Here is a 25464-nt window from a genome sequence, read left to right on the forward strand (position 1 = left end):
CATGAATGCCTTGGCACATCCGAACATTATGAACACCGCATTGCGGGTAAGTGGCCTGAGCAAGCAGTTTGAAGGCGCTCCAACACCAGTGTGGTCCAACGTTTCCTTCGAGGTCCCCCGAGGTCAGCGGGTCGCCATCGTGGGCGGAAACGGCGCTGGCAAAAGTACCCTGTTGCGTTGCTGCATGCGGCTTGTAGAACCAGACAGCGGCAGCGTCGAATTTGCCGGGCAGAGCGTCACTGGCCTGGGCCTGAGGCCGCTGGCAAAAGCTCGCGCGCAGGTGGGCTTTGTGTTTCAAAAACACAACCTGGTCAGCCGCCTTTCGGTGTTGACAAATGTGTTGCACGGCGCAATGGCCTACTCGCGTACCCCGCGTTTGTGGTTCCACTCCATCGCCACTCGCGAACACCGCGACTACGCCATGCATTGCCTGGAGCAAGTTCATCTCGGGCACTTGAGTGGCCGCTATGCCGGCGAACTGTCGGGCGGGCAGTCACAACGAGTCGCTATTGCTCGCGTATTGATGCAAAAGCCGAAAATGATCTTTGCCGACGAGCCTGTCGCCAGCCTTGACCCACAAGCGGGAGAGGACGTCATGCAGGTGTTCTCGGAGTCAGTGCGTAGCCAGAACCTGACCTTGGTATTCGTCACCCATCACTTGGATCACGCCTTGCACTACGCCGACCGCGTACTGGGACTGCGCGACAGCAAACTGCATCTGGATGCGGTGAGCCAGCAGTTAAGCGTTCAGCAATTGCGAGGCATGTATGAGTGAGAAACCCACGGCCAGCCTGCCATCTCGTTTCGAGCGACCCTCACTGATTTCAGCCTTGCTGTTCGCGGGCTTTATCGCGTTGTTCTGCTGGTCAGTCTCGGCGGCGGGCCTGTCGTTGCCACAACTGCTCAGCGGTTTGCCGAACATGGCGAAGATTGCCGGAGAAATGGTGCCACCCGCCACCGACCGCATAAGTCCAATGCTGGTGGCAGTGCTGGTCACCTTCCAGATGGCGTTGGTCGGTACTGTACTTGGCGTGTTGATCAGCCTGCCCCTGGCGGTGCTGATGGCGCGTAATTACACCCCGCATCCGTTGGTGCGCTCCTTCGTTCGCAGCGTGGTGAGCTTTATCCGAACCGTTCCGGATTTGGCGTGGGCGCTGTTTTTCGTTGCTTCCGTGGGCCTGGGCACCTTTGCCGGCACGCTGACCTTGGTAATGGACACTGTGGGCTTTTGCGCGCGTTTTTTTGCCGAGGCCATTGAGGAGGTTGATGACGGGGCGCCCGAAGCATTGACCGCCATCGGGGCGCCGCGCGCATCGATAGTGGTCTGCGCCGCGCTGCCGATGGCAATGCCGAGCCTTATCAATACCAGCCTGTTCGCCCTTGAAAAATCCGTGCGAGCCTCCGTCGTACTGGGTCTGGTAGGCGCCGGCGGCATTGGTGCGGAACTCGCTACGGCAATGGAGATGTTCCGCTTCGACCAAGCCGCCACCATCATTCTGCTGGTGTTCCTGCTGGTTCTGACGGTGGAAAAACTCTCGTCCCGCGCGCGCGTAGCGTTACTTAAAAAACGCCGCTGAACGCCTCATTCGAATTATTCAAAAGGAGTCATCATGAACAGCACTCTCACCATCAATGGGAAATCCTACCGTCAACCTGAACGCCCCGTCGTAGTGGTGTGCATCGATGGGGGCGACCCGGAGTATCTTCACCAGTTTCTGGCAGAGGGGACGGTACCCAATATCCAGCGGTTTGTTGAAGAGGGTTACTCCACGGTAGCCATGGGGTCGATGCCTTCGTTCACTTGCCCAAACAACATGTCGATCATTACTGGGACGTCTGTGGCCAAGCACGGTATATCCGGCAATTACTACCTGGATACCAACACCTGGCAACCGGTCGTAATGACGGGCCCTGAACTGCTGCGCGGAGAAACCATTCTGGCCGGATTTGCCGACTCAGGTGCCAAGGTGGTGACCATTACTGCCAAGGACAAACTGCGCCGCCAACTGGGCAAAGGTCTGGATGTCAGCCAGGGTCATGTGTCGTTCTCATCGGAATTCGCCGACCGTTGTACGCTTGCGGAAAACGGTATTGAAAACGTATTGGAGTATGTCGGCATGCCCAAGCCTGACATGTACTCAATGGAGCTTTCGCTATTCGTATTGGAAGCGGGGATCAAGTTGCTTCAAGACCGCCGCCCGAACCTGATGTATCTCTCACTGACAGACTTCGTTCAACACAAGTGGGCACCCGATCAGGACCAGGCTCGGCAGTTCTATCAAGCATTGGACGATGCCTTCGGCCGGCTGGTAAACGAAGACATTGTGTTGGGACTGATTGCCGATCACGGCATGAGTGACAAAAGCACCGAAGACGGTGAACCGAATGTAATCTGGCTACAAGATATTCTCGATGCTGAATTTGGACCAGGCGAAACCACAGTGATCTGTCCCATCACCGATGCATTTGTTGCCCACCACGGTGCACTCGGCGGGTTTGTGCGGGTTTGGACACGAGGTAATGTCAGCGCTCAAGCGGTCATTGATCGAGTAGCGGCAATCGACGGGGTTGATCTCTCCTTGGATAAGAAAACCGCATGCCGACTGTTCGAGCTGCCGGAAGATCGCGAGGCGGATGTGGTAGTGGTTTCGAGAAAAGATGTCTGCATCGGCAGCTCTGCCAAGCTGCATGACCTAGAGGGCTTGAAAGGCAACCGCCTGCGAACCCATGGCGGCGTCTCAGAAACGCGAGTTCCATTCATTCTTAACCGACCATTGAATGCAGAATACCGTCAGCAAGTCGCTTGCAGCGAAATCAAGAGCTACCAAATCTTCGACTTTGCTATTAATGGCACGCAGTAGTCTCTGCGGATTGACTGGTGTGTCAATTAGCTTGATGACACACCTTACTCCCGCTGTAAAACTCCCAAGCCGCACGTGAGCGTCTGCTTTTGGCCGAGAAACGATGTGGCTCAGAGTCCGCTTCTGGGCCGAAAGCCGCCAAAGGCACGCGACAGTGCAAAGGCCGCTCCATCCATACGACTCACCCACGACTTCCGCTCGACTTCACGAAACAACCGACTGCCTCGACTGACGACTCAATCCAGGCGTCTTTCCCGTAATGCGCTTGAATGCGCGACTGAACGCGGCCTGAGAGGTATAGCCCAGGCGCTGCGCCACCTCTTCAATCGGCAGCCTTTCGAGCGTCAGCCACTGGCTCGCAAGCCGCATCCGCAGTTCGGTGACGTAGCGCAGCGGGGCCATGCCAATCGTCACCTGGAAACGGTCCGCGAAGACCGAGCGCGAGGTATTGCATTGCTCCGCCAGTTGCGCAACGGTCCAGTCGCGCCCCGGTTGTTGATGGAGCGCGAGAAGCGCACCGGCCAAGCGTGGATCGCGCAATGCGGCGACCAGGCCAGAGGCATTACCGCAGGCGCACTCCACCCAGCCGCGGACGACCATGGCGGCCACCACGTCGGCCAGACGCGCGAGGATGCCGGCGAAGCCGATACGTGCGGCGCTGACCTCGCGTTCCATGGTGGTCAGGATAGGCACCAGCCCGGGATAACGCTGGCCGCCGGCATCGATCAGCATCAGACCCGGCATCAGCCGGCCAAGGCCATGGATACTGCCCAGTTCAAATTCCATGCAGCCACTGAACAAAAGGGTGCTCGGCGTGGGGCCGGCATCGGTTCCGGTCTCCACCGCGCTGACGGCATCACCGAGGGGGGCGCCATCCAAACGGTCGACGTCCTGAACAGGCACGTCCGTATGGGAAAGCAGTTGGTGAGCCGCGCCATGGGCGATGAATACGGCGTTGCCGGCAGACAGTGCGTACGTTGTCCCGTCCTCCATCCGCAGCACCGCATTGCCGACCGCCAGGAAGTGGAACCACGCATGCCCGGGTTTGTCAGCGAAGCCCAGGCCGAAGGCTGGACCGGCTTGGATACGTCGGTATTCGACGCCACGCAGGCGCATACCGCGCAGCAGCTCATTGATGAGATCCGAGGAGAGGGCAAACTGATCGGTAGGCATCGTTCAGGTGTTTTGGTCAAAAAATTGAGGTTTTCGATCATAGATCATCCAGATTCCCGCGCCTAGACTGCGGGTCGCGATTAAGATTGGGAGATCCGTGCAATGAATGACTGTGTTTGTAATGCCATATCCGACAACCGTCCCGGCGCCGCGCTGGATATGGAACCTGCAACCCCTGCGTGGATGGCAGTGTTCTCGTTGGCAATGGGTGTGTTCGGATTGCTCACCGCTGAGTACCTTCCGGCCAGCCTGTTGACGCCGATGGCTACCGATCTGGGCGTGTCCGAAGCGCTGGCGGGACAGGCGGTAACGGTGACAGCCGTGGTGGCACTGTTCGCGGGCTTGTTGGTGCCAGGCCTGACCCGCGGTATCGACCGCCGCTGGGTGCTGCTGGGTTTTTCCACGTTGATGATCGCATCCAATCTTCTGGTCGCCGTTTCCTCCAGTTTCGCGGTGCTATTGGTGATGCGTATCTTGCTGGGTATCGCCCTCGGCGGATTCTGGAGCATGGCGGCAGCGGTGGCGATGCGCTTGGTACCGGGGGCGTTGTTGCCCCGAGCGCTCTCGATTATTTTCAGCGGCATTGCCGTCGGGACGGTGGTTGCGGTCCCGCTGGGCAGTTACCTGGGCGGCTTATATGGCTGGCGCAGCGCGTTCTTTGCAGCGGCGGCGGTCGGTGTGGTGACCCTGGCTTTCCAGTCGTTCACGCTGCCGCGCCTTGCGCCGCGCACGCCGGCACGCCTGCGCACCGTACTCGAAGTGTTGCGACGCCCGGGCATCGCCATGGGTATGTTCGGTTGTGTGCTGGTGCACAGCGGCCATTTCGCGATGTTCACCTACGTTCGGCCATTTCTCGAGGGCACTACCGGCATCGGCCCGCAAGGGCTGTCGCTGATGCTGCTGGGTTTCGGTGTGGCGAACTTCGGCGGCACGCTGTTGGCCGGGTGGCTGCTTGAGCGTCATCCTCTGGCCACCTTGGTGTTGATGCCCGCGCTGGTGGGCGTTGCCGCACTGGCGTTGGTGCTGTTGCCGGCCTCGGTGCCGGGGCAAGTGGTACTGCTGGCGGTCTGGGGACTGGCCTTTGGTGGTGTGCCGGTGGCGTGGTCGAACTGGGTCGCCAGCGCAATACCTGATCAGGCGGAAAGCGCCGGGGGGATGGTGGTGGCCTCTGTGCAGTCGGCCATCGCAACAGGCGCCGCCGCTGGCGGTGCGGTGTTCAGCCTCGGTGGCAGCGCAGGCGTATTCGTAGCGGCGGCCGTGCTGATGCTGCTGGCCGCGTTGCTGATTGCGTGGCGTGTCCGGGTTCCTTCTGCTGGTGGCGGTGCCCAGGTCAGGCCGGCACTGCACCTTTGATCCGGCTTTGTATATTCAGTAACGATTAGCTTTCCTTCAATCGGTGAATTGAATCGAAGATGCCATTCGGCGATATCTGAACACATCACACCTGAAGGGATACGAGGACGGATGTCTTCTGCGGCTTTATTGCCTGAAATAGGTCGCCAGCCAGATCCGACAAAGGAACCCTATGAAGAGGGCCTGGTCGCGTATGTTCGAAGCCTCGCAGAGTTATTCCAAAATCCGAAGTCTGAACACAATCAAAAACGGGCGATAGCGGTTTTCAGCCTTATGGCCGGCACGCTTCAAATTGCCAGGGCAGTAGCTGATCCACTGCTAGCTTGCTCCCCTGGCTCTGGTTGCAACGACGCTCGCTCGGTGAGGAGATGTTCCATGCGCTGCTACGACCGTTGATCGATGCGCCATACCCCCTGGTGTCCGAACAGTCGGGAGGCGAATGGCAGAGGCGCCTTGTTCGTATTACTGTCTTGGGCGAGCAAATGCTGCGCGGACATATCAACTGGCTCGATTACGCGCCAGCAGAGCGTTGGGTCGGCGGGGTGCGTATTCTTGCTGATCAATCACCTTGGGTGGTGAGCGATGACGGACGGGTGTGGCGTCGCTGAGCAAGCCGGGTGCGTTCGTGTCCAGGCAAACCTTCATGCTTTTGGCCGAAACCGCCGCCTGATCAAACATTCGATCCGCATCTGAATCGATACCATTCACCTCACGATCACACCCCAACACCCATTACGACCAAGGAGCCCCCCAATGCCTACCGTCCATGTCTTCATCGCCACTAGCCTGGATGGCTTCATCGCCCGGCCCGACGGTGACATCGACTGGCTTCTACAGCGCGACGACCCCTCCGAGGACCACGGCTATTCAGCTTTCATTGCCGACAAGGACGTCATCGTGATGGGCCGCGGGAGCTATGAGAAGGTGCGGACTTTCGACACCTGGTTCTACGACCGGCCCGTGGTGGTGCTGTCCGAACAGTTGGCCGAATCGCCGGTGCCCGAGGCGTTGAAGGGCAAGTTGCGTTTCTCCAACCTGGCCCCCAAGGAATTGCTGACGGAGCTGGAGGGCCAAGGCGTGCAGCGTGTCTATGTAGATGGTGGGCGGGTGGTGCAGTCGTTCCTGCGCGAAGGGTTGGTCACCGATATGGTGCTCACTACCATCCCCGTGTTGATTGGCTCAGGGCGGCCATTGTTTGGCGGGCTTGAGCGGGATCTGGATTTGAAACTCGTATCCAGCCGCAGCTTTCCTTCGGGATTGGTGCAATCCACCTACCGAACCACCGGTGGGACTTGACAGCCCTGGGATACTGGACGCGTCGCCGCATCCATCGCGGTACATCCCATCACGACGAAAAGGAAGGTGCTCCATGCGCGATGAAGAACTCAAGGCCTTATTCGACCAGCAGGCAGCCGGCTACGATAAGCAATGGGCGGGGATGGCACCCATTCGTGACGCCCTGTACACCTTGCTTGATGCTCTCTTCGCTGAGTTACCGGAAAATGCCCGGGTTCTCTGTGTCGGCGTGGGCACCGGTGCGGAACTGGCCCACCTGGCCAAGCGCTGCCCCGGTTGGCATTTCACTGCCGTCGACCCCTCGGGCACCATGCTCGATATCTGCCGGCAGAAAGCGGTACAAGGAGGCTTCCTTTCGCGTTGCAGCTTTCACCAAGGTTACCTCGACTCGCTGCCTGCCGAGTCTGGCCATGACGGTGCTACCTGCTTTCTGGTGTCTCAGTTTTTGCTCGAGCCACAAGCACGCATCGCGTTCTTCCACGAGATCGCCCGTCGGCTTAAGCCGGGCGGAGTACTGGCATCCGTCGATCTCGCCGCTGACATCGATTCACCGGCGTATGAGGCGTTGTTACGCAACTGGATGACATTGATGTCCTCTGCAGGCGTCGAGCCGCAAATGCTGGAGAGAGCCCGTGCTGCCTACGCCCGAGACGTGGCTATACTGCCGCCACAGCAGGTCACCGCCCTCATCGAGACGGCCGGGTTCGAGGCTCCGGTGCAGTTCTTCCAGGCGGGGCTGATGCATGGGTGGTTTTGCCCGCGCAAGGCAGACATGGTCTTGAGTTAGCCGTGACCTTCCGGCACAGCGGCCCAGCCCCTGCTTTTTTTGGCTGGTGCAGTCCACCTGACTTTCAACGCACGCGATCACGGCTTTGCGCAGCCAAATCCAGGGCCTTTTGCATGTCCAGTCGCGCCGAGCGGCCGACGTCTTTGTCGTTGAGTTGGTAACGACGTTCCGACGGCAGGATGGGCGCGGTGAGGTCTTCGGCGTCCATCTGTTCGAAATCGTGGTTATCGCCGATGGTCATGGCGCTGCGGCGTAGCAGCATGCGCAACTGCTCGGGTTGCAGTTGCGGGTTGATGGACAGCATCGCCGCCAACAGGCCCGCGACCATGGGCGTGGCGTAGGACGTGCCGCAATGCACGGCGCTGTCCTGGCCGGCGTTGGTCGTCGAGGCGTGGGTGCACGCGGCGGCGGTGATGTCGACGCGCATGTCGATGTTCGAGGAGCTACGTTTGACCGCATAGGCCGGGTCGTCGACGGAGACGCCGGTGTGATCGCTGCGCTGGTGTCCGCCGACCACCAGCAATTGTTCGGTAATGAAGGAGGAGGGCAGGCGGTATTCATCGCTGCCCGAGAACGAAGATCCATTGCCGGCGGAATTCACCACTATGACGTCGGGATGTTCCTTGCGCAGCCAAAGGAAAAACTCTTCCAGCAGTTCTTCGTAGCCACCCATGGCGAGGCCCGAGCGTAGCAACGAGTCGACGTCATCGCCTTTGATATCCTTGGCGCCGACGCGGTGGATGCCCCAGCTCCAATTGAGCACGCGTACGCCATCTTCCACGAGGTTGACCGAGGCGGCGATGTTGGCGGTGATCCCGGCATCGGAATTGCGCTCGACGATGACCTCGAAGCCACCGCTGGCCTTGTCCAGGCCACGGAGAAAGCCGGTGTTGCCGCTGTCGTCCCAGCGTGCGGCAAGGATGCCGGCGACAGTCGTGCCGTGGTTGTCCGGTTTGTTTGCATCACGGGCGTAGACACAGGTGCGCGGTGGCGAGCAGGCACCGAGGTAGTCCGCGAAATCCGTCGTGTCGAAGTCCACATCGCGCTCGATCAGGCCGATGCGCACCGGTTGCGGCTGGATGGGCGGTTGTCGTCCGGGAATGCGTCGTTGGTAGTAGTTCACCGCATCGAGAAAGCGGTTGGCGGCCCATTCGTCGGAGTCCAGGGCCGGTTTCTTCGGTTCTTCAGTCTGGGCAGGGGCCTGTTCGGTTTCTTCGGCCGAGGACTCCTCGGTGACCACGGCATCTACGCTGGTCTCGCTGCCCAAACGCAGCACCAAGGCGTCACGCTGCACCAGATCCTTGGCCGGCAGGCGGAGCTGGTACAGGTTCAGGGGCGCGATGCTGCCGACCACTTTCGCGCCGTACTTCCGGGCCAGGCGCTCGGCTTCCTGACGGCCATCTCGGTCTTCCTCGATCAGTATGCTGACCAGGTCGACGTAGGTGGTCAGGCCGTCCATGTTCTTCGCCACTTCGTCCGGCCCGGCGGCCAGTACGTGACTGTTGCGCAGGGTCAGCCAGGCGGCATTGCTGGTACGTGGACCGTCCTCCAGCCAAAGCGGGCCGCTTTGGTAATCGGCGGTGTCCAGGCGCACGCGCAGGTTTTCCCCTTCGCGCTGGACCGTGTCTGCGGGTATCGCCTTTGCCCCTAGCTTCAGTTGCGGCGCTCCATCGCCCATTCCGCGCGCTGTCAGGCACCAGTCCTGGTGCTGGCTTTGCAGCAGGTCGCCGCAGCGTTTCAGACTTTCCAGGCGCAGCGGTTCCGGCGCCGCGGTCGCCGTGCCGACAGCCAAGGTGAACAACGCAGCGAGGGCAGTGGATCGTAGGAGCATGGCCAGGTTTCTTTGCCGAGGGTCTTGTTGCTCCGACTGTTACGTGGCTCGCTTCGTTCAGCGGGATAACGCTACTCAGCGAAGACCCGTTCCGGTTCAGAAGCTCTCGAGGCGCACTTCAACACCTGCCTGGCGTGCAAGTTCGATCATGGCTTCGACCTGGTCCGCATCGGCGATGAACCCGACATATTCATCGCCACCGGAGTCCAGGTGCAGGTAGCGTTTGTCGAATGCCACCAGCCATTGGTCGAAACTCGCCAGCGTCTCCGACATCGACAGAGTGCCCTCATAGCGGTAGGGATAAACTTCTTTTACCCCGCTGGCGCTGACCAGATAGGGCACCAGATACTCGAAACCATCAAAGCCTCTCCAGTCGACACCTAGCAAAGCCAGGTGTTCGAGCTTCTGGCCCCGGTCTGCATCCAGCAATCCTTCCACCAGCGCAGTAGCCGGCTCTTGGCCCGAACCGTATAGGCGCATCACACGCCTGACCAGCCTGGCGCGTTCGCCTTCTGGCATGCGGGCCAGCATGGTTTGAACAAGTGTCTTGAGTTCGGCGCGATAGGGATGCAGCTCCCGCATGATCGCCGCGTCGCTGACAGTTGTTTCCTCCGGTGGCGGCAGGGTAAAGCGGCCGCCGAACAAGCGATCAAGAATGCCCATTTCCTTTCCTTGGTTTGTCCATTTCCTTCAGCCTACCGTTATACGCATTCCACGTGAACGCGATACCTGATATCCCGATCAAAAGGGTCTTCCGGGTTTTCGTAAGCTTCCAGTGTTTCCAAGAATCCCGTCCGCTCAAGGCTCACCAGATCCTCAAGGGTCCAATCAAAGGGGAAGTCGCTGGAAAAGCTTTCACCCTGGTATTCAATCCAATGAAAAACCGGGAAGGGCAGGTAACCGAGCCACTCTGATCGATAGGTGATCTCGTCGGATTCGTTACTCGTCACCACGGCGCGGATCTTGTTCTTGATGGCTGCTTGGCGTTCATCCATGGTGTTTCGATCCCGGTTGTTGATTGACCACTGGCGTCAGGCAGTGAGATAGGGCGTCACTGCGCTTTCGAGCATGTCCACCAACTCAGGATCCATGTAGCGAAAGTCGTCGGGTATATCCAGGGAGTGGATCCGTTTGTATTGAAGTAGGCGGGTGTATTCGGCTTGCAGGCGATTCAGGTGTTTTCGTTCCATGACAAAGATGATATCGGCCCAGCGAATATCCGCCGGGCCGATGGGTTTGCGTGCGTTCGGGCTGGTGCCCGCCGAGCGAGCATTGAAGCCCGGACGGCGGTGCCAGATCGCTTCCGCCGTGGGGCTGCGCCACTGGTTGCGACTGCAGACGAACAGGAGGTTTGTCATGCTTGATCCAACAGTTGGCGAGTCGTGCGGATGGGATAGCTCATGCCAAGCTGACGTGCCCTGGCGAGCTTGTCGGCACGGGTGTACATCAGCTTCCAGTTTTTTTCCGGCTTGAATTCCAGCCGACGAGCCGGTTTGTCATTGCCGTGTTTACGGGCCTGGGTACGTCTCCAGGCGCGAGTTCTTTCCATGGTCATTTCCTCGTGAGTACCGGGTTCAGCAGCCGCGGTAATACGAGTTGTGGATAGGATAAGCATGAATCGGGGCCGTGGCTAGATTGTTGTTCCTGATATTGGTCGCGCTCGCTTATGGTCAACGGCAATCACCGACGACATACCTCATATCCTGTGTAGAATCCGGTTTTTTAGATATCAAAGGATTGAGTCTGTGATCACGTTCCGTTCCTGATTGAGTCGATTAACCGGTGCTTGAATCTATGACCAAAGACCTGAGCGATGCAGATCTTCATACCGTGATGCTGGAAGCCATCGAAGAAGGCTTGAACATCAACGTGCACGCCATCTGTGAGCGTCTGCAGGTCGATGTCTGCAGTCTCTTGAATCAGGTCACGATTGCGGTGGCCGAGAGCTTCACTTCAAATACTCAAGACTTTGAATTTTGCGATGAGGTCATGAATGCGTTGTTCGTCGCTATCGTGGATGTATCCATGCAGGCGCCGATGCCAGAGCCGGCATTTTCGATATACCTAGCATTTGACGTCGGAGAGTACCGGCACAGAGGTGATTCGGCGGATGTGTGCCCTTGGGAGAAATACACTCGGCCGGAGATAGAGCGGATTCTGCACAGCATTGGGAGAGGTTTGCCGACACTTGTCAGGTAAGCATTGGCACCATGCCTGATTGAATAAATGAGACGAGTAGAGATGGACAGGAATCCGAAACTGGAAATCGAGTATGCCACCTACAACGATTTTCTCAGCCTCTGGGGTCAGGGAGCGTTTGATCAGCAACGATTCGGCCAAGCGTTCTACAACTATTTTCAACTGCACAAACTAGACGACCAGTCCTATCTGTCCGGGCTTCACGAAGCTGATGGAAAAAAGGCGCGGGCTGTGATTTCGAGGCTATTTGAGATCAAGTAAACCCTGGCGTCTCGACGAGGTAATAACCATGACCGATCAGCTTTGCGCTGTATTTATCCCCGCACTTGCGTTGCTACTCAAAGATGCCGAAACAAACAAAGGCTCGCCACTTTCGGAGGCAGAAGTGCTTGCCATACGTGATGGGGCTACTTGTATCGCCGTTCCTTTTGACGTCGCATTGCAGATGGAGAGTGACCGAGGCCTGAGAGATATCGTTGCGGAGGACTGCTGGAGTGAATGGCAGCGCATACGGCTTATTATGACTGAGCCGACTCTCTGAGTAGCTCCTGCGCTACGGATGCTTCTGCCCTTCAAAAACCACCGCTTTGTTGATAGGACATTACCTTGCAGCCCATTGAACCTGAACTGTGCCCACGCTGTGGAAACGCTCAACACGTTCGGCCGAAAGAGCTGCTGATCGGCGCAGCAAGCCCGAAGAAACGCTTCAACGGCGAAGAAAAAGCAGGCTATCGGCGTACGGATCAACTGGCTATTGATGAATGTAAACCTGAAATGTTGAAGCCGCCGCCGCTGCAACAGCTAGTGTCGGGTTTTTACTGCGAGCATTGTGGCATCGGCTTTGTCAGGGATAGTCTGGTCCAAGGAAGTTAACGACAGTGTTCTGCTGGATGGGTGCCAGATTCGCATCACCCAGGCGCGGACATCACAACGACAGGGAGTGTCACAACATGAAAACCATTGACCGTGCTTTGCTAGGCTTCGGAATCTTGATTCCATTCTGGCTGCTTTTAGGTGTCGCACTGACTGCGCGGGCCTACCCAGGCTACAACCATCTGGATCAAGCCATGAGCCAACTGGGCGCCGTTGGAGCGCCAACCCACGGCTTCTCTGGCTGGGTGAACAACTTTCCGCTAGGTGTGATGTTCGTGCTTTTCGCAGTCGGCGTGGCGAGACGGTTCAAGGCATCGCGGATGGCCTTGCTTGGCGCAGCCCTGATCTTCGTCCATGGGTTGGCAAGCTTCGCGGCCGGCTATTTTTCCTGCGACCAAGGCTGCGCGCCGGTTCAGCCGTCGGTCTCGCAACAGAACCACAACCTGGCGGGACTGGTGATGTTCATCTCGCTTACCCTGGCGAGTGCGTTGTGGATGCGCCTCGGCAAGCCGCTGCTGTCGTCGTCCGGGTTCGCCATGTTCTCGGCGATCTGCGTCATCCTGGCCATCGTGACGGTTACGCTGATGGTGACGGCATTGGCCGACGGTCATCTGTTCGGCTTGTACCAGCGGTTCAATTACGGGGTTTCGGTGGTCTGGATTGCGTCTTTGGCCGTCGTTGCCCTAAAGGATAAGGCCGATATGAAGGCCACGTACGTCCGATAAAACATAGGGGCAATGTATTTCCATCTTCGAAAACCGCAATTGGCTGACAGGCAAAATTCTGCCGAATGAAAACCGATATTCCTGATGGGAATGCCGCGCATAAAATTAATAAATTTTTATTATTCCCAAGCGAGGCGTAGCTTGATTCCAGAACACGGAGAACTGCGCTTTGAAATCATCCTCGTTTAATTCAGCGGAAAAATTTGATACTTCACGGGCTAATGAGTACGCCCGGCAGAGCCGCATTGCGCTCGCTGGGTACGACGCCTGTCAGGACCTGGCGGCGTGCATGCTGGCGGCGACCCTTGGAAACGTGAGCTCGGCGAAAATACTGGTGGTGGGCGCCGGCGGTACGGCGCAGGAGATCATTGCAATGGCCAAGCTTGAACCGGGCTGGCATTTCACTGCCGTCGATCCGTCCGGGCCTATGCTGGAGGCCGCGAAGCAGCAGTTAGTCGCAAACAACTTGCTTGAAAGAACCGCCATGCATCTTGGGCATGTGGAAGACTTGGTAGCAAACGGGTCGTACGATGCTGCTACCTTGATCGGTGTACTCCATCATCTCGATGGGGATGAAGCCAAGCTGAAAATATTACGGTCCATCCAGGTACATCTGAAGCCGGGCGCGCCGCTGATTGTCGCCGCAAACCAATATGCGTATGCCAGCCAGCCGTTACTCCTCGCGGCCTGGGGGCAACGGTGGCGACAGCATGGCGCCAGCCCGGAAGAAGTGACGGTCAAGCTTGGGAAAATTCTTCAAGGTGCCGATCCTCCACATTCCGAGGCCGCAGTTCAAAAACTGTTGAGTGATGCAGGATTCGGCAGTGCTACCCGGTTCTTCAGCAGTCTTTTCTGGAGCGCCTGGTTAACGTGTAAAACGGCCTGAGGATGGAGCTTAAGCGACGTGGATCAGCTTTCCGGGAGCGTGATGGGCGCGTCACTGGTTTCAGCCGCCAGTTTCAGTCGGTCGGCTTTACTGATGTACTGATTCTTGCTTTTGGGTGCCAGCTTGGCACTGGCCTTTTTGGCGTTGGCCTTCAATAACTGGTTTATTTTCTTGCGGCGATTCATGTCGTTCTGCTCAGCGTGTCAATGTTTGGATGGTATCAGCTTTCGGTTTTCTCAGGATTTTTCCTGATGTTGGCAACGGGCTTCACCCGGCGCTCGATGATGATCGAGTCATTTGGAATCTCCAACCGGATCGCCGTTTCTTCGGTGCGCATTTCAATGAGCGTCGAGTTGCCCACGCCTCGGAAAATCACCGTCGCATTTTCAAAGCGTTTGTAGTTTTCCAGCGGGGAATCCTTAGGGGCTGGCAACAGGTTGGCGTAAGGCGGTTTCACCAGAATCGTGGCCCTTTCTATGCGTATTTGCGCGAAGCGCATGGCCGCTTGCAGCAAGTCCGAGGTCACGCCACCCATGAGCAGGGGCGTCAGGAGGATGACACAGACAATCATCGCCCTGGTTTTTTTCAAGGGTTTCATTTCTGCGTGGGGCTTGTGCTCATGATGTTCCGAACCGCCGACCTCAAGCGCTGCTTTTATTTTCTTGTTCTGCTCCAGATAGGCTGAGTAAACGATGTACTGAAAAACGGGCAGAAGGATAAGCGGGATGTGTTCCAAGGGGCTTCTGCGGGTAAGGAGATAAATGGTCACTGCGCCGCATATTCCAAAAAACACCGAGAGGAATGTAATTTTCGGTCGTTTGAATTCCAGTATGGTTTTTTTACGGGTGACTTTTCCATGTAGCCAGGCGAAGCCTCTAAGCGCGGGAATGAAGAACGGGGAAAGCAACACCCCGGCCGCGGTGACGGAGACTGAAAAATAAACACACACCAGCCCAAAGCAAAACGCCGCGACCAGAAATAACATACTGTCTCCAATGGAGACGCCCTGTGGGTAATGGCCGTTGCCCAAGAGATAACTGACAATGCACGTGCCGCCAATCAGTAATCCGATTTTGGCGCAGAGGGAGAGCAGTTTTGTTGCAACATCGATCTGCTTTTCGAGTCCAGTGGTTGCTTCCTGCATCATCCCGTCTCCTTGATAGAACGCATCGGCTGGTCGTTCCTGACTCATCGCCCTGATGGGTAGCATAGTGATGATTTGGCGCCTTGTGGCGTGACGGCAGTCGAGGCTTGTTGTGGGAATGGATCAGTGGACTGGCCCCTGTTCTTCGGCCGCGCTATCCCACGTAATACTTATCCCAGAGCTTGTTCCGGAATCGCTTCTGCGGATCGAACCGTGCTTTGAGTGCGAACAATCGTTGTGCGCCGGGATAGGCCCGGGAGAACTGTTCTCGTGTTGCATGCAACTGATAGGGCAGGTAGTAGGTGCCCCCAAACGCCAGGGCAATATCGATCAGTTCGCGTGTCCATACGCTGACCTTCTCGCGGTCAGCCACGCCAACGTGTTGCCAGTAATAAAGTACGAATGAAAAAACTTCCTCCCGTGCCCAGGACAGGCACGAGTCAGGGGCAGGTGGCGCATGCCGGATGGAGACGTTGATGGCATCGACGTCATGGGCCTTGAGTAGATCGGCCATTTGTATGACAAATGCGTTGAGGTGGGCCACCGGTACAAAATATTCCTGCAACGCGTAGGTGCTGTTGCGTGTAGCGATCGGTCCGAGGGAGGCGACGTCCCGACTAGCCTCGTAATTACGGCGTACCACCGGGTGGCTGAGGTAGCGCAATGGATCGACCACATCCTTTCGAATCAACGGGCCGCCAGGGAGTCTGGTCACGCCCCACAGGATGGTTTGATCGAATGTGTACGATTGCCCCGGTGCAACCAGTCGATCTTCGACGGTCAGCGCTTTTTCCGTGGTGCACCAGGTGATGGCGGTGGCTTGGTCAAAATAGGGCGGCGCCAGATCGGCGTTGTGCAGGATTGCCTGGTCGTTTCCGCGGATCTGGTCATTGAAGAACTTGGGGTAATCGGCAACCGGCATGTGGTGTACCTGGCGCTCCATCGTGACGTTGGATGCCAGGTCCAATTCGATTTCGGTGATGACGCCCATCGCGCCATAGCCACCGATGGCTGCGTGAAACAGGTCGGTATTTGTGCTGTGAGAGGTTTCCACGACTGAACCGTCGGCGAGCACCAGTTGCAGGGCGCGTACCGAGTTGCTCATCGGGCCGGCACCGACGTAACGCCCATGAGCGTTGACTGACAACGCCCCACCGACGGTGAAGTTGGCATAGCTCTGCATGATCTTTACCGAAAGATCGTCCGGGTCGATGACGGTCTGAAGGTCGCGCCAGCGCATCCCTGACTGTACGCGTATGACCTTGTGCTCAGGCGAATAGCGGATGACTTGATTGAACTGACGCATATCGAGGTGCAGGCTGTCTTCGGTGGCAATCTGTCCACCCATGCTGTAGCGGCCACCACCGATGCTCACCGGGCCTGCCCACAGGGCCAACGCCTGGCGGATCTCATCGGTGGTGCGCGGAGCCAGCAGGCGATTCACCCAGACCGGGTTGAGCAGTGTCACATCGTTGACCAGGACGCCCGAAGAGGCTGCCCAGGACGACCAAGGCGACAGCACGCCGAAGGCAACCCCGGTCATGCCTGCCTGAAGCAGGCTGCGCCGGGTGAGACAGGGCGACGATCTTGAAGGGTCAAACACCTGTGCATCGTTGGTCATGCGGTGTCACTCAGTTGTGAATCGAAAATGACACGCACGTCCGGGCTTTGAAGCAGGCTGGCCGGCGTGACGGTACGACGTTGCCAAGGAACTCGGCCGAAATACCAAAGCCGCCAGAAGGCCAGGTTCGGATCGGCATTATCTTGCAGCAAGGTCGCGAACGTCTCCACCTCACCGAGCTGGATGTTCGTCGCTTCATCGATCACCTCACGCACGAAACGAGAGCAGAACTGGCGCCGCGAGCTTATGTTGAAGCCGGTGTCATAGAACGTACCCAGCCGATGATCGGCGGCGTTCTGAAGCGCCTTGCGTTGCGTGTCGGTGAGTGGCTGCGTGAGCCTCGCCACTGTGCAGCGTCCATGCTCGGAGCGCTTGATAAACCGGGTGAGCGAGGTGGTGCGCGAAAGCGGAAACGTGCTTTCTGCAATCAACGGCTCACCGCCATGGTTGTCGACCACCACGCCCACATGGTTCGTCCACGAGTTCGTCGCGTTGGCGACCTCCAGGAAGGGGCGCGCGGTGACCCGGATGAACACCATATCGCCAATCTGCAGATCGCCCATGGAGGGTCCGCCTGATGTTGGAGAAACGTGCGCTGCATTTTTGCTGAACATGCTGACCTCTCGGCTCTGTTGAGCTTCAAGCATGGGGAGGGGGTTGCGTAATTCGCAACTTGTTCGTGCGTATTTCGCTAAGCTGATACCAACGGTATCGGATATCAATACTTATGACCCAGATTACTCAACTCATCTCCACCCTGAAGCAACGCCTCAAGGCCGCCGGCATGACCTATCGGGACGTTGCCCAAGCGCTCGACCTGTCGGAGCCCAGTGTTAAGCGTCTGCTGGCCAGCGGTCGCCTGACGCTCGAACGCCTTGCCCAGTTCTGTGATTTGCTGGGCCTGACGATGGCGGAACTGCTTCAGGAGGCAGAGCGATCGACCCCGCGCCTGCACATGCTGACACGTGAACAGGAAGCGCAACTGGTCTCAGACGAAAAGCTGCTGCTGGTGGCGGTGTGTGCGCTGAATCACTGGTCACTGGAAGACATGGTGTCTGCCTACTGCGTGTCAAAAGCCGAGTGCATCAAGCATTTGTTGGTGTTGGAGCGGATGGGCCTGGCCGACCTGAAGCCGGGAAATCGCATCAGGTTGCTGGTCGCGCGGGATTTCGATTGGCTACCGGACGGCCCTATCCGAGGGTTCTTCCTGCGCCAGGGTTTGCCGGATTTCATGGCGAGCCGATTCGACGCCCCCGATGAAACCCTGCACTTTGCCCATGGCATGCTGACCAAGCCCGCTTACGCCCAGTTGCAGGTCGAAATCCACAAGTTGCGCAGCAAACTGGCGGCGCTTCACAACGAATCGTTGAGCGCGCCGCTGTCAGAGAAACGTGGGACTGCGTTGTTGCTGGCGATGCGAGTTTGGGAGCCGCAGGTGTTCAGGAAGCTTAAGCGAGGGTAGATGGATAGGTCATTTCGGCGTGGGTATTCTGGTCAGGATGTGTTGCTTTTGTGGCGAGGCGGGAGTCCACCTCCCGCGGACACAGAACAACTTTTTACGCCTAGTCGCTTTCAGAACACGTTTCGTCGTCCATGTGCAATCGCCAACCCCCGGGAGTGGCAAGCTGTGAGGATGCCCCGGACCAAGTGCGCCAAGACACTGGCCGGAGAGCGAGAATGGCGATCGGATGTGCCACGCTACCGTGACGTGGGCCGGACGCCGCAGCCAAGACTCCGGACGGCTGCCGCTATGCGGCGGTGGCGTTCGAGATGCCGAGGTACTTTATGCCCGATGAGACGCTTCACCTGCCTTTGATCCATAGCGTGCTAGCGCGCGAAAAGGACACCCCCGGTGCCTTGCTGCCTATTCTCCATGCCATCCAGGCAGGCTGCGGGTATGTCCCCGACAGCGCGGTCCCGGAGATCGCCCACGCCCTGAACCTCAGCCTGGCTGAAGTGCGCGGGGTCATCAGTTTCTACCACGATTTTCGCACTACGCCGCCGGCGCGCCATACCCTGCGCCTGTGCCGGGCCGAATCCTGCAAGAGCATGGGCGCCGAAGCCCTGGCTGCGCAGTTGCGCGAGCAATTGGCGCTGGACGACCATGGCACCAGCGCCGATGGGAGCATCAGCCTGCGGCCGGTCTATTGCCTGGGCGCCTGCGTCTGCTCGCCGGCCCTGGAACTGGACGGGGAGTTGCATGCCCGGATCACGCCCGAGCGTCTGCGTCAGTTGGTGAATGACTGCATGGAGGAGGGCGCATGCTGACGCTCTGTATCCCCCGCGATTCGGTGGCCCGTGCCGTGGGCGCGGACAAGGTGGCCGATGCATTGGCCCGTGAGGCTGAACGTCGCCAGCTGCCGCTGACGGTGTTGCGCACCAGTTCCCGTGGCCTCTATTGGCTGGAGCCGCTGGTGGAGCTGGATAACGCCGGCGTCCGGCTGGGCTTCGGCCCTGTCACGCCGGCCGATGTGCCGGGCCTGCTGGATGCGTTGGCAGGCGATCCCGGCAGCCATCCGCTGGCCCTGGGGCCGGTGGAGGAAATTCCTTATCTCAAGAGCCAACAGCGCCTGCTGTTCGCTCGCGCCGGCATTACGCAACCACTGTCCCTGGACGACTACCGTGCCCGGGGTGGCTTCTTGGGCCTGGCCCGGTCCATCCAGATGGATGGCGCGGATGTCGTCGCCAGCGTGCTGGATTCTGGCCTGCGCGGCCGGGGTGGCGCGGCGTTCCCGGCGGGCATCAAGTGGCGCACTGTGCGCGATGCTCAGGGGCCGCAGAAGTACGTGGTCTGCAACGCCGACGAAGGCGACTCGGGCACGTTTGCCGACCGCATGCTGATGGAAGGCGACCCTTTTCTGCTGATCGAAGGCATGATCATCGCTGGCATCGCCGTAGGCGCGACGATGGGCTATATCTATGTACGCTCGGAGTACCCGGACGCGGTCAGTACGCTGAACGACGCGCTGCACATCGCCCGTGAGGCCGGTTACCTGGGGGCGAACGTCGGCGGCAGTGGTCACACCTTCGAGCTGGACGTGCGGGTCGGCGCCGGTGCCTATATCTGTGGCGAAGAGACGGCGCTGCTGGAATCCCTCGAGGGCAAGCGCGGCACAGTGCGCGCCAAGCCGCCGCTGCCGGCGCTGCAAGGCCTGTTCGGGTTGCCGACGCTGGTGCATAACGTGCTGACCCTGACCTCGGTGCCGATCATCCTGGAGAAGGGCGCGCAGTTCTATCGCGACTTTGGCATGGGCCGTTCCCTGGGCACGATGCCGTTCCAACTGGCCGGCAACGTCCGTCACGGCGGCCTGGTGGAACGCGCCTTCGGCCTGAGCCTGCGAGAGTTGGTGGAAGGTTACGGCGGTGGAACCGCCAGCGGTCGGCCGCTGAAGGCCGCGCAAGTGGGCGGGCCGTTGGGCGCCTGGGTGCCGCCTTCGCAATTCGATACGCCGCTGGACTACGAAGCGTTCGCCGCCATGGGCGCGATGCTCGGCCACGGCGGCGTGGTGGTTGCCGACGACAGCCTGGACATGGCCCAGATGGCCCGGTTCGCCCTGCAGTTCTGCGCTGAGGAATCCTGCGGCAAGTGCACGCCGTGCCGGATCGGCTCCACCCGTGGGGTGGAAGTGGTGGATCGCCTGATCGCCAGCACCGAAGCCGGTGCCCGCCAGGAACAGGCCCTGCTGTTGCAGGACTTGTGCGACACCCTGCAATACGGTTCGCTCTGTGCCCTCGGTGGGATGACGTCCTACCCTGTCGCCAGCGCCCTCAAGCATTTCCCCGCCGACTTCGGTCTGGCGACCACGGAGGCCGACCAATGATCACCATCTTCGATCCCAGCACCGATATCGACCTGGGCACCCCGGCGCGTGAAAGCGACGTGCAGGTCAGCCTGACCATCGACGGGCGCGAAATCAGCGTCGCCTCCGGCACCTCGGTCATGCGTGCCGCAGCCTTGCTCGGCACCACCATTCCCAAGCTCTGCGCCACCGACAGCCTGGAAGCCTTCGGCTCCTGCCGCATGTGCCTGGTGGAAATCGACGGCATGCGCGGTTATCCCGCGTCCTGCACCACGCCGGTGACCGAGGGCATGGTGGTGCGCACGCAAACCTCCAAGCTCGCCACACTGCGCCGCAACGTGATGGAGCTGTACATTTCCGACCACCCGCTGGACTGCCTGACATGCTCGGCCAATGGCAACTGCGAATTGCAGACCGTGGCGGGGCAGGTGGGCCTGCGTGAAGTGCGCTATGGCTACGAAGGTGCCAACCACCTGGACGAGACCAAGGACGTTTCCAACCCGTATTTCGATTACGACCCGAGCAAGTGCATCGTCTGCAGCCGCTGCGTGCGTGCCTGTGAGGAAATCCAGGGCACCTTCGCCCTGACGATCACCGGGCGCGGCTTCGATTCCCGGGTGGAAGCGGCCGGCGGTGACAACTTCCTCGATTCCGAATGCGTATCCTGCGGCGCCTGCGTGCAGGCGTGCCCGACGGCGACCCTGATCGACAAGAGCGTCGTCGAGATCGGCCAGCCGGAGCGTAGCGTCATCACCACGTGCGCCTATTGTGGCGTGGGTTGCTCGTTCCGTGCCGAGATGAAAGGCGAACAACTGGTGCGTATGGTCCCGGACAAGAACGGCCAGGCCAACCACGGCCATTCCTGCGTCAAGGGCCGCTTCGCCTGGGGCTACGCCACGCACCCGGACCGCATCACCAAACCGATGATCCGCAAGCACATCAATGATCCGTGGCAGGAAGTCAGCTGGGACGAGGCGGTCACCTACGCCGCCAGCGAACTGCGCCGAATCCAGCTCAAGTACGGGCGCGACTCCATCGGCGGCATCACCTCCAGCCGCTGCACCAACGAAGAAACCTACCTGGTGCAGAAACTGGTGCGCACCGCGTTCGGCAACAACAACGTCGACACCTGTGCCCGTGTCTGCCATTCGCCGACCGGTTACGGCCTCAAGCAGACCCTGGGCGAGTCCGCCGGGACCCAGAATTTCGACTCGGTGATGAAAGCCGACGTGATTATGGTGATGGGCGCCAACCCCACCGACGCGCACCCGGTGTTTGGCTCCCAGCTCAAGCGGCGCCTGCGCCAGGGCGCGCGACTGATTGTCATCGACCCACGGCGCATCGATCTGGTGGATTCGCCTCACGCCCGCGCCGAGCTGCACTTGCAACTACGCCCCGGCACCAACGTGGCGATGCTCAACGCGCTGGCCCATGTCATTGCCACCGAAGGCCTGATTGACCAGCCGTTTGTCGAGGCTCGCTGCGAGGCGACGGACTTCGCCCGCTGGCGCGATTTCGTCAGCCAGCCGGAAAACTCGCCCGAGGTACTGGGCCCGGTTTGCGGTGTGCCTGCCGAGCAGATCCGCGCCGCCGCACGGCTCTACGCCACCGGCGGCAACGCAGCCATCTACTACGGCCTCGGCGTCACCGAGCACAGCCAAGGCAGCACCTCGGTCATGGGCATCGCCAACCTGGCCATGGCCACCGGCAACATCGGTCGCGAAGGTGTCGGGGTGAACCCGTTGCGTGGGCAGAACAACGTCCAAGGCTCCTGCGACATGGGCTCGTTTCCCCACGAGCTGCCTGGCTACCGGCACGTTTCCAACGACGCGGTCCGTGCCGAGTTCGAGCAGGCCTGGAACGTCACCCTGCAACCCGACCCGGGCCTGCGTATCCCGAACATGTTCGAAGCGGCGCTGGACGGCACCTTCAAGGCGCTTTATTGCCAAGGTGAAGACATCGCCCAGAGCGACCCCAACACCCAGCATGTGACGGCTGCGCTGTCCGCGTTGGAATGCGTGATCGTCCAGGACATCTTCCTCAACGAGACCGCCAAGTTCGCCCACGTGTTCCTGCCGGGCAGCTCGTTCCTTGAGAAGGACGGCACCTTTACCAACGCCGAACGCCGCATCTCCCGTGTTCGCAAGGTGATGGACCCATTGGCCGGCAAGGCCGACTGGGAAGCCACCATCGCCCTGGCCGATGCCCTGGGCTACAAGATGCACTACAACCATCCTTCCGAAATCATGGATGAGATCGCGCGCCTGACACCCACATTCACCCGCGTCAGCTACGCTGAACTGGAGCGCCACGGCAGCCTGCAATGGCCTTGCAACGATGCCGCGCCGGACGGCACGCCGACCATGCACATCGAGCAGTTCGTGCGCGGCAAGGGCCGCTTCATGCTCACCGGCTACGTGCCCACCGAGGAGAAGGTCAACAACCGCTATCCGCTGCTGCTGACCACTGGCCGCATCCTCAGCCAGTACAACGTTGGCGCCCAAACCCGGCGCACCGAAAACGTGGCCTGGCACGAGGAGGACCGCCTGGAAATCCATCCGACCGATGCCGAGAACCGCGGGATCGTCGACGAAGACTGGGTCGGTATCGGCAGCCGTGCCGGGCAGACTGTACTGCGCGCGCGGGTGACCGAGCGGGTGGCACCGGGTGTGGTCTACACCACGTTCCACTTCCCGGAATCGGGCGCCAACGTGATTACCACCGACAACTCCGACTGGGCCACCAACTGCCCGGAATACAAGGTGACAGCGGTGGAGATCGTGCGGGTCAGCCAGCCTTCGGAATGGCAGAAGCGTTACCAGGCCTTCAGTGATGAACAAGGCCGCCTGCTGCGCGAGCGTCGTCAAGCCGAGAAAGCCGAGGTACGCCGATGAGTTCTGACAGCTTGATCAAGATGGCCAACCAGATCGCGCAGTACTTCTCCAGCGAACCGGACCATGCGCTGGCGGTGAATGGCGTGCGCCAGCATATGAAAAACTTCTGGACGCCGGGCATGCGCCGGGAGCTGGGGGGATGGCAGGAGAAACATCCGGAGGCTGTCCTGCACCCCCTGGTACTGGCTGCGTTGGTGGAGCCGGAGGGGACGAGCTAGCGCAATTTACTGGCGCCAAGTTATCTGCGTTGCGCTTATCAGGTGGCTGTCCTACTCTCCGAGACAAGGCATTGTGCCAGTAACGACTAGGGGAAAGGGATGTTCACCGAAAACGCACCGGTTCAGGTTGCCAAGGCATTGTGCTCAGCCGTCAGCGCTCGATTCGCATTGGTATGCGGGCTTTCACTCTTCATCGCGGGTTGCGCCGTTCCAACAGGGACGGCGCATCTTTTTAAGGTTCAGCCCACTCGTCCCGCGACGGACGTCAATAAGTTTGAGGCTGCGGAGAAACTGAAGGACGATTGGGAAAGCGCCCAGCAGGCTCAGACAGACGTCGTGAAAAAGAAAGGGGTGACAGCCGCTGAAATTGATGCCGCCAATACACACACGCTCCAAGCCAAAAAGAAATTCGAAAACGCCATTCGCGATTGGAAAGCCGACCGCCTGCGCATTGATGGTGAGATTTTCAGCACCGATAAAGCCGGTGCCATTCGTAGACCCGACGGTAGTGGTAACGGTGGCGATGTGTTCGCTATCTATTTGACGGATGCTTACTTTAAATACCTCAAGGATCTCGGCGGGGTGAACGAAGTTGTGATCGTTGTCGAGTTCACAGAAGTGGGGGGCGAGGATAAAAGCGCAACGGTGACCAAAGTACTCGGGCCTTACCTCGGGGTTGCCGATAACTCCAAGCCGAATTTGCTGAATAAGTTGTTGTACGGACCCAAAAAGCTCGAGTCCGATCACCTGTCGATGAAACTGACCGTGTTGGAGTACGACCAGGGCGAGAACGAAGACTCTGCTGCTTTCCTAGACTTTATCGGATCGGCCAGCAAGACATTGTCCTTGGCCAACCCGATAACAGCCGCTGAACAGGTGTTTGCCAAAGAAGTCGCCAAAAGTCTGTTAGCTCTCAACAAAGATGATGTTGTGTTGGAGATCGACGTGGATATGGTGGCAGGCCCTGACGATGAGGCCGTGGAAGGTAACGGTTCGATACTGACGCTTAAGCCTGGGAATTACGTGCTGATTAACCAGGAGCGCTGTGCTCCCACCAACTGCTATTTTTATTTGACCAATCGGGGCAATAAAGAGAATCCGTTGGCTTGGCTGGGGGACACATTGATGTTAGTGCCTACCGCCATGCGGCGCGGTTGGACTGACACGCCAGACGGTACATCGTTGAAGGACATCCAGGCTGGCGAGATCGAGTACGCGAATCATGGTCTGCAACAGCGCGGCAAAAACGAGACGTTCGTTGACAAGACTTGGTTGTCGTTTGCGGTCCACAAGGGTGGCGATGATGTGCTCTGGGGGCGGCGACGTGCGTTGATCGAGGCAGAAAAAGCCGTCCAGTACATCAACAGGCAAGAGACGAGTGCGCTGTTGAAGAGTGCCGACTATGAGCGTGCCAGGACGGCACTGGATGCTGCCCAGCAGGCCGAGCAGGAGAGCCGGAGTGGGATAACCTTTGTTTCACCGTTGGATGCCAAGGGACGATTCGCGCCTTCAGTCCAGAGTGATTCATTTTGCCTTACGCACGCTAAGCCGGTCAGCACCCCCAAATACTCGCTCTATCGATTAAACGAGGCTGCTGCACCCACGCCGATCGATAGCGTGGCTATTGTTCCTGACAAGTCCACATCCAGCGTATCGTGCTTCAGCTATACCGCAAACGAATTGAAGTCTGGCAAGTATCAATTGGTCGTGACCACGCCCGGGGAAATGATCCCGGTGACCCAGACTGCGGTATTTGAGATGTTGCCATGAGTGAGGGGGAGTGAAACCGGTTCGATAGGCAAC

The 25464-nt window shown here is 59.2% G+C and carries 28 protein-coding genes; 18 read left to right on the forward strand and 10 right to left on the reverse strand.

What is annotated here, in order from left to right; translation table 11 throughout:
* Nucleotide 1 precedes the first annotated feature (1 nt).
* Genes AB4N80_RS17490 through phnA form a run of 3 tightly spaced genes read left to right on the forward strand, consistent with a single transcriptional unit; the run spans nucleotide 2 to nucleotide 2861 of the window.
* Nucleotides 2-775 carry a phosphonate ABC transporter ATP-binding protein gene (locus tag AB4N80_RS17490; protein ID WP_460078080.1) on the forward strand — a complete coding sequence of 258 codons (774 nt, stop codon included), beginning with the start codon at nucleotides 2-4 and terminating at the stop codon, nucleotides 773-775.
* Entirely contained in the window at nucleotides 768-1577 is an 810-nt protein-coding gene (gene phnE / locus AB4N80_RS17495) for a phosphonate ABC transporter, permease protein PhnE (protein WP_122565722.1), read from the forward strand. Before AB4N80_RS17490 ends, phnE begins: the two co-directional genes overlap by 8 nt.
* Nucleotides 1578-1610: 33 nt before the next feature.
* A complete protein-coding gene (gene phnA, locus AB4N80_RS17500; protein WP_122565721.1) occupies nucleotides 1611-2861 on the forward strand; it encodes a phosphonoacetate hydrolase in 1251 nt (416 codons plus the stop codon).
* Between the two features lie 204 nt (nucleotides 2862-3065).
* On the opposite strand, the gene AB4N80_RS17505 is transcribed toward phnA, so the two are convergent.
* Nucleotides 3066-4034, reverse strand: coding sequence for an AraC family transcriptional regulator (locus tag AB4N80_RS17505; protein ID WP_460078082.1), 969 nt, complete (start codon nucleotides 4032-4034; stop codon nucleotides 3066-3068).
* A gap of 102 nt (nucleotides 4035-4136) precedes the next feature.
* On the opposite strand from AB4N80_RS17505, the gene AB4N80_RS17510 reads away from it, so the two are divergent.
* From AB4N80_RS17510 to AB4N80_RS17520, 3 genes are all read left to right on the forward strand, one after another.
* Entirely contained in the window at nucleotides 4137-5387 is a 1251-nt protein-coding gene (locus AB4N80_RS17510) for an MFS transporter (protein WP_460078083.1), read from the forward strand.
* A gap of 753 nt (nucleotides 5388-6140) precedes the next feature.
* Nucleotides 6141-6683 carry a dihydrofolate reductase family protein gene (locus AB4N80_RS17515; RefSeq protein ID WP_122565714.1) on the forward strand — a complete coding sequence of 181 codons (543 nt, stop codon included), beginning with the start codon at nucleotides 6141-6143 and terminating at the stop codon, nucleotides 6681-6683.
* A gap of 73 nt (nucleotides 6684-6756) precedes the next feature.
* Nucleotides 6757-7470, forward strand: a complete 714-nt coding sequence (locus AB4N80_RS17520; RefSeq protein ID WP_460078085.1) for a class I SAM-dependent methyltransferase — start codon at nucleotides 6757-6759, stop codon at nucleotides 7468-7470.
* Between the two features lie 64 nt (nucleotides 7471-7534).
* Here AB4N80_RS17520 and AB4N80_RS17525 read toward each other — a convergent pair whose 3' ends face one another.
* From AB4N80_RS17525 to AB4N80_RS17545, 5 genes are all read right to left on the reverse strand, one after another.
* Nucleotides 7535-9301, reverse strand: coding sequence for a S8/S53 family peptidase (locus tag AB4N80_RS17525; RefSeq protein WP_354337097.1), 1767 nt, complete (start codon nucleotides 9299-9301; stop codon nucleotides 7535-7537).
* A 96-nt stretch (nucleotides 9302-9397) separates the two neighbouring features.
* Nucleotides 9398-9964, reverse strand: a complete 567-nt coding sequence (locus AB4N80_RS17530) for a DUF6630 family protein (protein WP_122565711.1) — start codon at nucleotides 9962-9964, stop codon at nucleotides 9398-9400.
* 38 nt (nucleotides 9965-10002) lie between these two features.
* Entirely contained in the window at nucleotides 10003-10296 is a 294-nt protein-coding gene (locus tag AB4N80_RS17535) for a hypothetical protein (RefSeq protein ID WP_122565710.1), read from the reverse strand.
* Between the two features lie 36 nt (nucleotides 10297-10332).
* Nucleotides 10333-10659, reverse strand: a complete 327-nt coding sequence (locus tag AB4N80_RS17540; protein WP_305467345.1) for a low molecular weight protein tyrosine phosphatase family protein — start codon at nucleotides 10657-10659, stop codon at nucleotides 10333-10335.
* Nucleotides 10656-10850 (reverse strand): hypothetical protein, encoded by a 195-nt coding sequence (locus AB4N80_RS17545; RefSeq protein WP_109753025.1) that lies wholly within the window; start codon nucleotides 10848-10850, stop codon nucleotides 10656-10658. The genes AB4N80_RS17540 and AB4N80_RS17545 overlap by 4 nt, the downstream gene beginning before the upstream one ends.
* A gap of 245 nt (nucleotides 10851-11095) precedes the next feature.
* On the opposite strand from AB4N80_RS17545, the gene AB4N80_RS17550 reads away from it, so the two are divergent.
* The 6 genes from AB4N80_RS17550 to AB4N80_RS17575 all read left to right on the forward strand — a co-directional run bounded on the left by AB4N80_RS17550 (nucleotide 11096) and on the right by AB4N80_RS17575 (nucleotide 13984).
* Nucleotides 11096-11500: a hypothetical protein gene (locus AB4N80_RS17550; protein WP_460078087.1), complete on the forward strand. Its 405-nt coding sequence runs from the start codon at nucleotides 11096-11098 to the stop codon at nucleotides 11498-11500.
* Between the two features lie 42 nt (nucleotides 11501-11542).
* Nucleotides 11543-11761: a hypothetical protein gene (locus AB4N80_RS17555; RefSeq protein WP_109753023.1), complete on the forward strand. Its 219-nt coding sequence runs from the start codon at nucleotides 11543-11545 to the stop codon at nucleotides 11759-11761.
* A 28-nt stretch (nucleotides 11762-11789) separates the two neighbouring features.
* Nucleotides 11790-12041, forward strand: coding sequence for a hypothetical protein (locus AB4N80_RS17560; protein ID WP_305467342.1), 252 nt, complete (start codon nucleotides 11790-11792; stop codon nucleotides 12039-12041).
* Nucleotides 12042-12106: 65 nt separating this feature from the next.
* Nucleotides 12107-12373, forward strand: a complete 267-nt coding sequence (locus tag AB4N80_RS17565; protein ID WP_305467340.1) for a hypothetical protein — start codon at nucleotides 12107-12109, stop codon at nucleotides 12371-12373.
* Nucleotides 12374-12450: 77 nt separating this feature from the next.
* Complete coding sequence (locus AB4N80_RS17570; RefSeq protein WP_460078089.1) at nucleotides 12451-13098, forward strand: DUF998 domain-containing protein; 648 nt, start codon at nucleotides 12451-12453, stop codon at nucleotides 13096-13098.
* A gap of 169 nt (nucleotides 13099-13267) precedes the next feature.
* Nucleotides 13268-13984, forward strand: coding sequence for a class I SAM-dependent methyltransferase (locus tag AB4N80_RS17575; protein ID WP_305481733.1), 717 nt, complete (start codon nucleotides 13268-13270; stop codon nucleotides 13982-13984).
* A gap of 23 nt (nucleotides 13985-14007) precedes the next feature.
* Here AB4N80_RS17575 and AB4N80_RS17580 read toward each other — a convergent pair whose 3' ends face one another.
* The 4 genes from AB4N80_RS17580 to AB4N80_RS17595 form a co-directional block, all read right to left on the reverse strand.
* Nucleotides 14008-14169, reverse strand: coding sequence for a DUF2986 domain-containing protein (locus AB4N80_RS17580; RefSeq protein ID WP_122565706.1), 162 nt, complete (start codon nucleotides 14167-14169; stop codon nucleotides 14008-14010).
* Nucleotides 14170-14204: 35 nt separating this feature from the next.
* Nucleotides 14205-15131, reverse strand: a complete 927-nt coding sequence (locus AB4N80_RS17585; protein WP_122565705.1) for a hypothetical protein — start codon at nucleotides 15129-15131, stop codon at nucleotides 14205-14207.
* 151 nt (nucleotides 15132-15282) lie between these two features.
* Entirely contained in the window at nucleotides 15283-16749 is a 1467-nt protein-coding gene (locus AB4N80_RS17590) for an FAD-binding oxidoreductase (RefSeq protein ID WP_460078091.1), read from the reverse strand.
* Nucleotides 16746-17312 (reverse strand): YebB family permuted papain-like enzyme, encoded by a 567-nt coding sequence (locus AB4N80_RS17595; RefSeq protein ID WP_240998425.1) that lies wholly within the window; start codon nucleotides 17310-17312, stop codon nucleotides 16746-16748. Before AB4N80_RS17595 ends, AB4N80_RS17590 begins: the two co-directional genes overlap by 4 nt.
* Nucleotides 17313-17476: 164 nt before the next feature.
* Between AB4N80_RS17595 and AB4N80_RS17600 the strand changes: the two genes are divergently transcribed.
* The 6 genes from AB4N80_RS17600 (at nucleotide 17477) to AB4N80_RS17625 (ending at nucleotide 25431) form a co-directional block, all read left to right on the forward strand.
* Nucleotides 17477-18211: a helix-turn-helix domain-containing protein gene (locus AB4N80_RS17600; protein ID WP_122565702.1), complete on the forward strand. Its 735-nt coding sequence runs from the start codon at nucleotides 17477-17479 to the stop codon at nucleotides 18209-18211.
* A gap of 323 nt (nucleotides 18212-18534) precedes the next feature.
* Nucleotides 18535-19017 (forward strand): formate dehydrogenase subunit gamma, encoded by a 483-nt coding sequence (locus AB4N80_RS17605; RefSeq protein WP_060741915.1) that lies wholly within the window; start codon nucleotides 18535-18537, stop codon nucleotides 19015-19017.
* Nucleotides 19011-20570, forward strand: a complete 1560-nt coding sequence (locus tag AB4N80_RS17610; protein WP_122565701.1) for a formate dehydrogenase beta subunit — start codon at nucleotides 19011-19013, stop codon at nucleotides 20568-20570. Before AB4N80_RS17605 ends, AB4N80_RS17610 begins: the two co-directional genes overlap by 7 nt.
* Complete coding sequence (gene fdhF, locus AB4N80_RS17615; protein WP_122565700.1) at nucleotides 20567-23443, forward strand: formate dehydrogenase subunit alpha; 2877 nt, start codon at nucleotides 20567-20569, stop codon at nucleotides 23441-23443. Before AB4N80_RS17610 ends, fdhF begins: the two co-directional genes overlap by 4 nt.
* Nucleotides 23440-23661 carry a formate dehydrogenase subunit delta gene (locus AB4N80_RS17620; protein WP_122565699.1) on the forward strand — a complete coding sequence of 74 codons (222 nt, stop codon included), beginning with the start codon at nucleotides 23440-23442 and terminating at the stop codon, nucleotides 23659-23661. The genes fdhF and AB4N80_RS17620 overlap by 4 nt, the downstream gene beginning before the upstream one ends.
* Before the next feature lie 99 nt (nucleotides 23662-23760).
* Nucleotides 23761-25431: a hypothetical protein gene (locus tag AB4N80_RS17625; RefSeq protein WP_305481725.1), complete on the forward strand. Its 1671-nt coding sequence runs from the start codon at nucleotides 23761-23763 to the stop codon at nucleotides 25429-25431.
* Nucleotides 25432-25464 lie beyond the last annotated feature (33 nt).

The organism is Pseudomonas sp. H3_A02 (assembly GCF_054671965.1).

Bases quoted from the DNA above. Each gene is read 5' to 3' on its own strand.
- AB4N80_RS17595 (WP_240998425.1), bottom strand. From the start codon at position 17,312: ATGGGCGATCTGCAGATTGGCGATATGGTGTTCATCCGGGTCACCGCG.
- AB4N80_RS17505 (WP_460078082.1), bottom strand. From the start codon at position 4,034: ATGCCTACCGATCAGTTTGCCCTCTCCTCGGATCTCATCAATGAGCTG.
- AB4N80_RS17520 (WP_460078085.1), top strand. From the start codon at position 6,757: ATGCGCGATGAAGAACTCAAGGCCTTATTCGACCAGCAGGCAGCCGGC.
- fdhF (WP_122565700.1), top strand. From the start codon at position 20,567: ATGATCACCATCTTCGATCCCAGCACCGATATCGACCTGGGCACCCCG.
- AB4N80_RS17550 (WP_460078087.1), top strand. From the start codon at position 11,096: ATGACCAAAGACCTGAGCGATGCAGATCTTCATACCGTGATGCTGGAA.
- AB4N80_RS17515 (WP_122565714.1), top strand. From the start codon at position 6,141: ATGCCTACCGTCCATGTCTTCATCGCCACTAGCCTGGATGGCTTCATC.
- AB4N80_RS17560 (WP_305467342.1), top strand. From the start codon at position 11,790: ATGACCGATCAGCTTTGCGCTGTATTTATCCCCGCACTTGCGTTGCTA.
- AB4N80_RS17580 (WP_122565706.1), bottom strand. From the start codon at position 14,169: ATGAATCGCCGCAAGAAAATAAACCAGTTATTGAAGGCCAACGCCAAA.
- phnE (WP_122565722.1), top strand. From the start codon at position 768: ATGAGTGAGAAACCCACGGCCAGCCTGCCATCTCGTTTCGAGCGACCC.
- AB4N80_RS17600 (WP_122565702.1), top strand. From the start codon at position 17,477: ATGACCCAGATTACTCAACTCATCTCCACCCTGAAGCAACGCCTCAAG.
- AB4N80_RS17555 (WP_109753023.1), top strand. From the start codon at position 11,543: ATGGACAGGAATCCGAAACTGGAAATCGAGTATGCCACCTACAACGAT.
- AB4N80_RS17490 (WP_460078080.1), top strand. From the start codon at position 2: ATGAATGCCTTGGCACATCCGAACATTATGAACACCGCATTGCGGGTA.
- AB4N80_RS17540 (WP_305467345.1), bottom strand. From the start codon at position 10,659: ATGACAAACCTCCTGTTCGTCTGCAGTCGCAACCAGTGGCGCAGCCCC.
- AB4N80_RS17535 (WP_122565710.1), bottom strand. From the start codon at position 10,296: ATGGATGAACGCCAAGCAGCCATCAAGAACAAGATCCGCGCCGTGGTG.
- AB4N80_RS17585 (WP_122565705.1), bottom strand. From the start codon at position 15,131: ATGATGCAGGAAGCAACCACTGGACTCGAAAAGCAGATCGATGTTGCA.
- AB4N80_RS17620 (WP_122565699.1), top strand. From the start codon at position 23,440: ATGAGTTCTGACAGCTTGATCAAGATGGCCAACCAGATCGCGCAGTAC.
- AB4N80_RS17570 (WP_460078089.1), top strand. From the start codon at position 12,451: ATGAAAACCATTGACCGTGCTTTGCTAGGCTTCGGAATCTTGATTCCA.
- AB4N80_RS17610 (WP_122565701.1), top strand. From the start codon at position 19,011: ATGCTGACGCTCTGTATCCCCCGCGATTCGGTGGCCCGTGCCGTGGGC.
- AB4N80_RS17510 (WP_460078083.1), top strand. From the start codon at position 4,137: ATGAATGACTGTGTTTGTAATGCCATATCCGACAACCGTCCCGGCGCC.
- AB4N80_RS17625 (WP_305481725.1), top strand. From the start codon at position 23,761: ATGTTCACCGAAAACGCACCGGTTCAGGTTGCCAAGGCATTGTGCTCA.
- AB4N80_RS17590 (WP_460078091.1), bottom strand. From the start codon at position 16,749: ATGACCAACGATGCACAGGTGTTTGACCCTTCAAGATCGTCGCCCTGT.
- AB4N80_RS17545 (WP_109753025.1), bottom strand. From the start codon at position 10,850: ATGGAAAGAACTCGCGCCTGGAGACGTACCCAGGCCCGTAAACACGGC.
- AB4N80_RS17525 (WP_354337097.1), bottom strand. From the start codon at position 9,301: ATGCTCCTACGATCCACTGCCCTCGCTGCGTTGTTCACCTTGGCTGTC.
- AB4N80_RS17605 (WP_060741915.1), top strand. From the start codon at position 18,535: ATGCCCGATGAGACGCTTCACCTGCCTTTGATCCATAGCGTGCTAGCG.
- AB4N80_RS17530 (WP_122565711.1), bottom strand. From the start codon at position 9,964: ATGGGCATTCTTGATCGCTTGTTCGGCGGCCGCTTTACCCTGCCGCCA.
- phnA (WP_122565721.1), top strand. From the start codon at position 1,611: ATGAACAGCACTCTCACCATCAATGGGAAATCCTACCGTCAACCTGAA.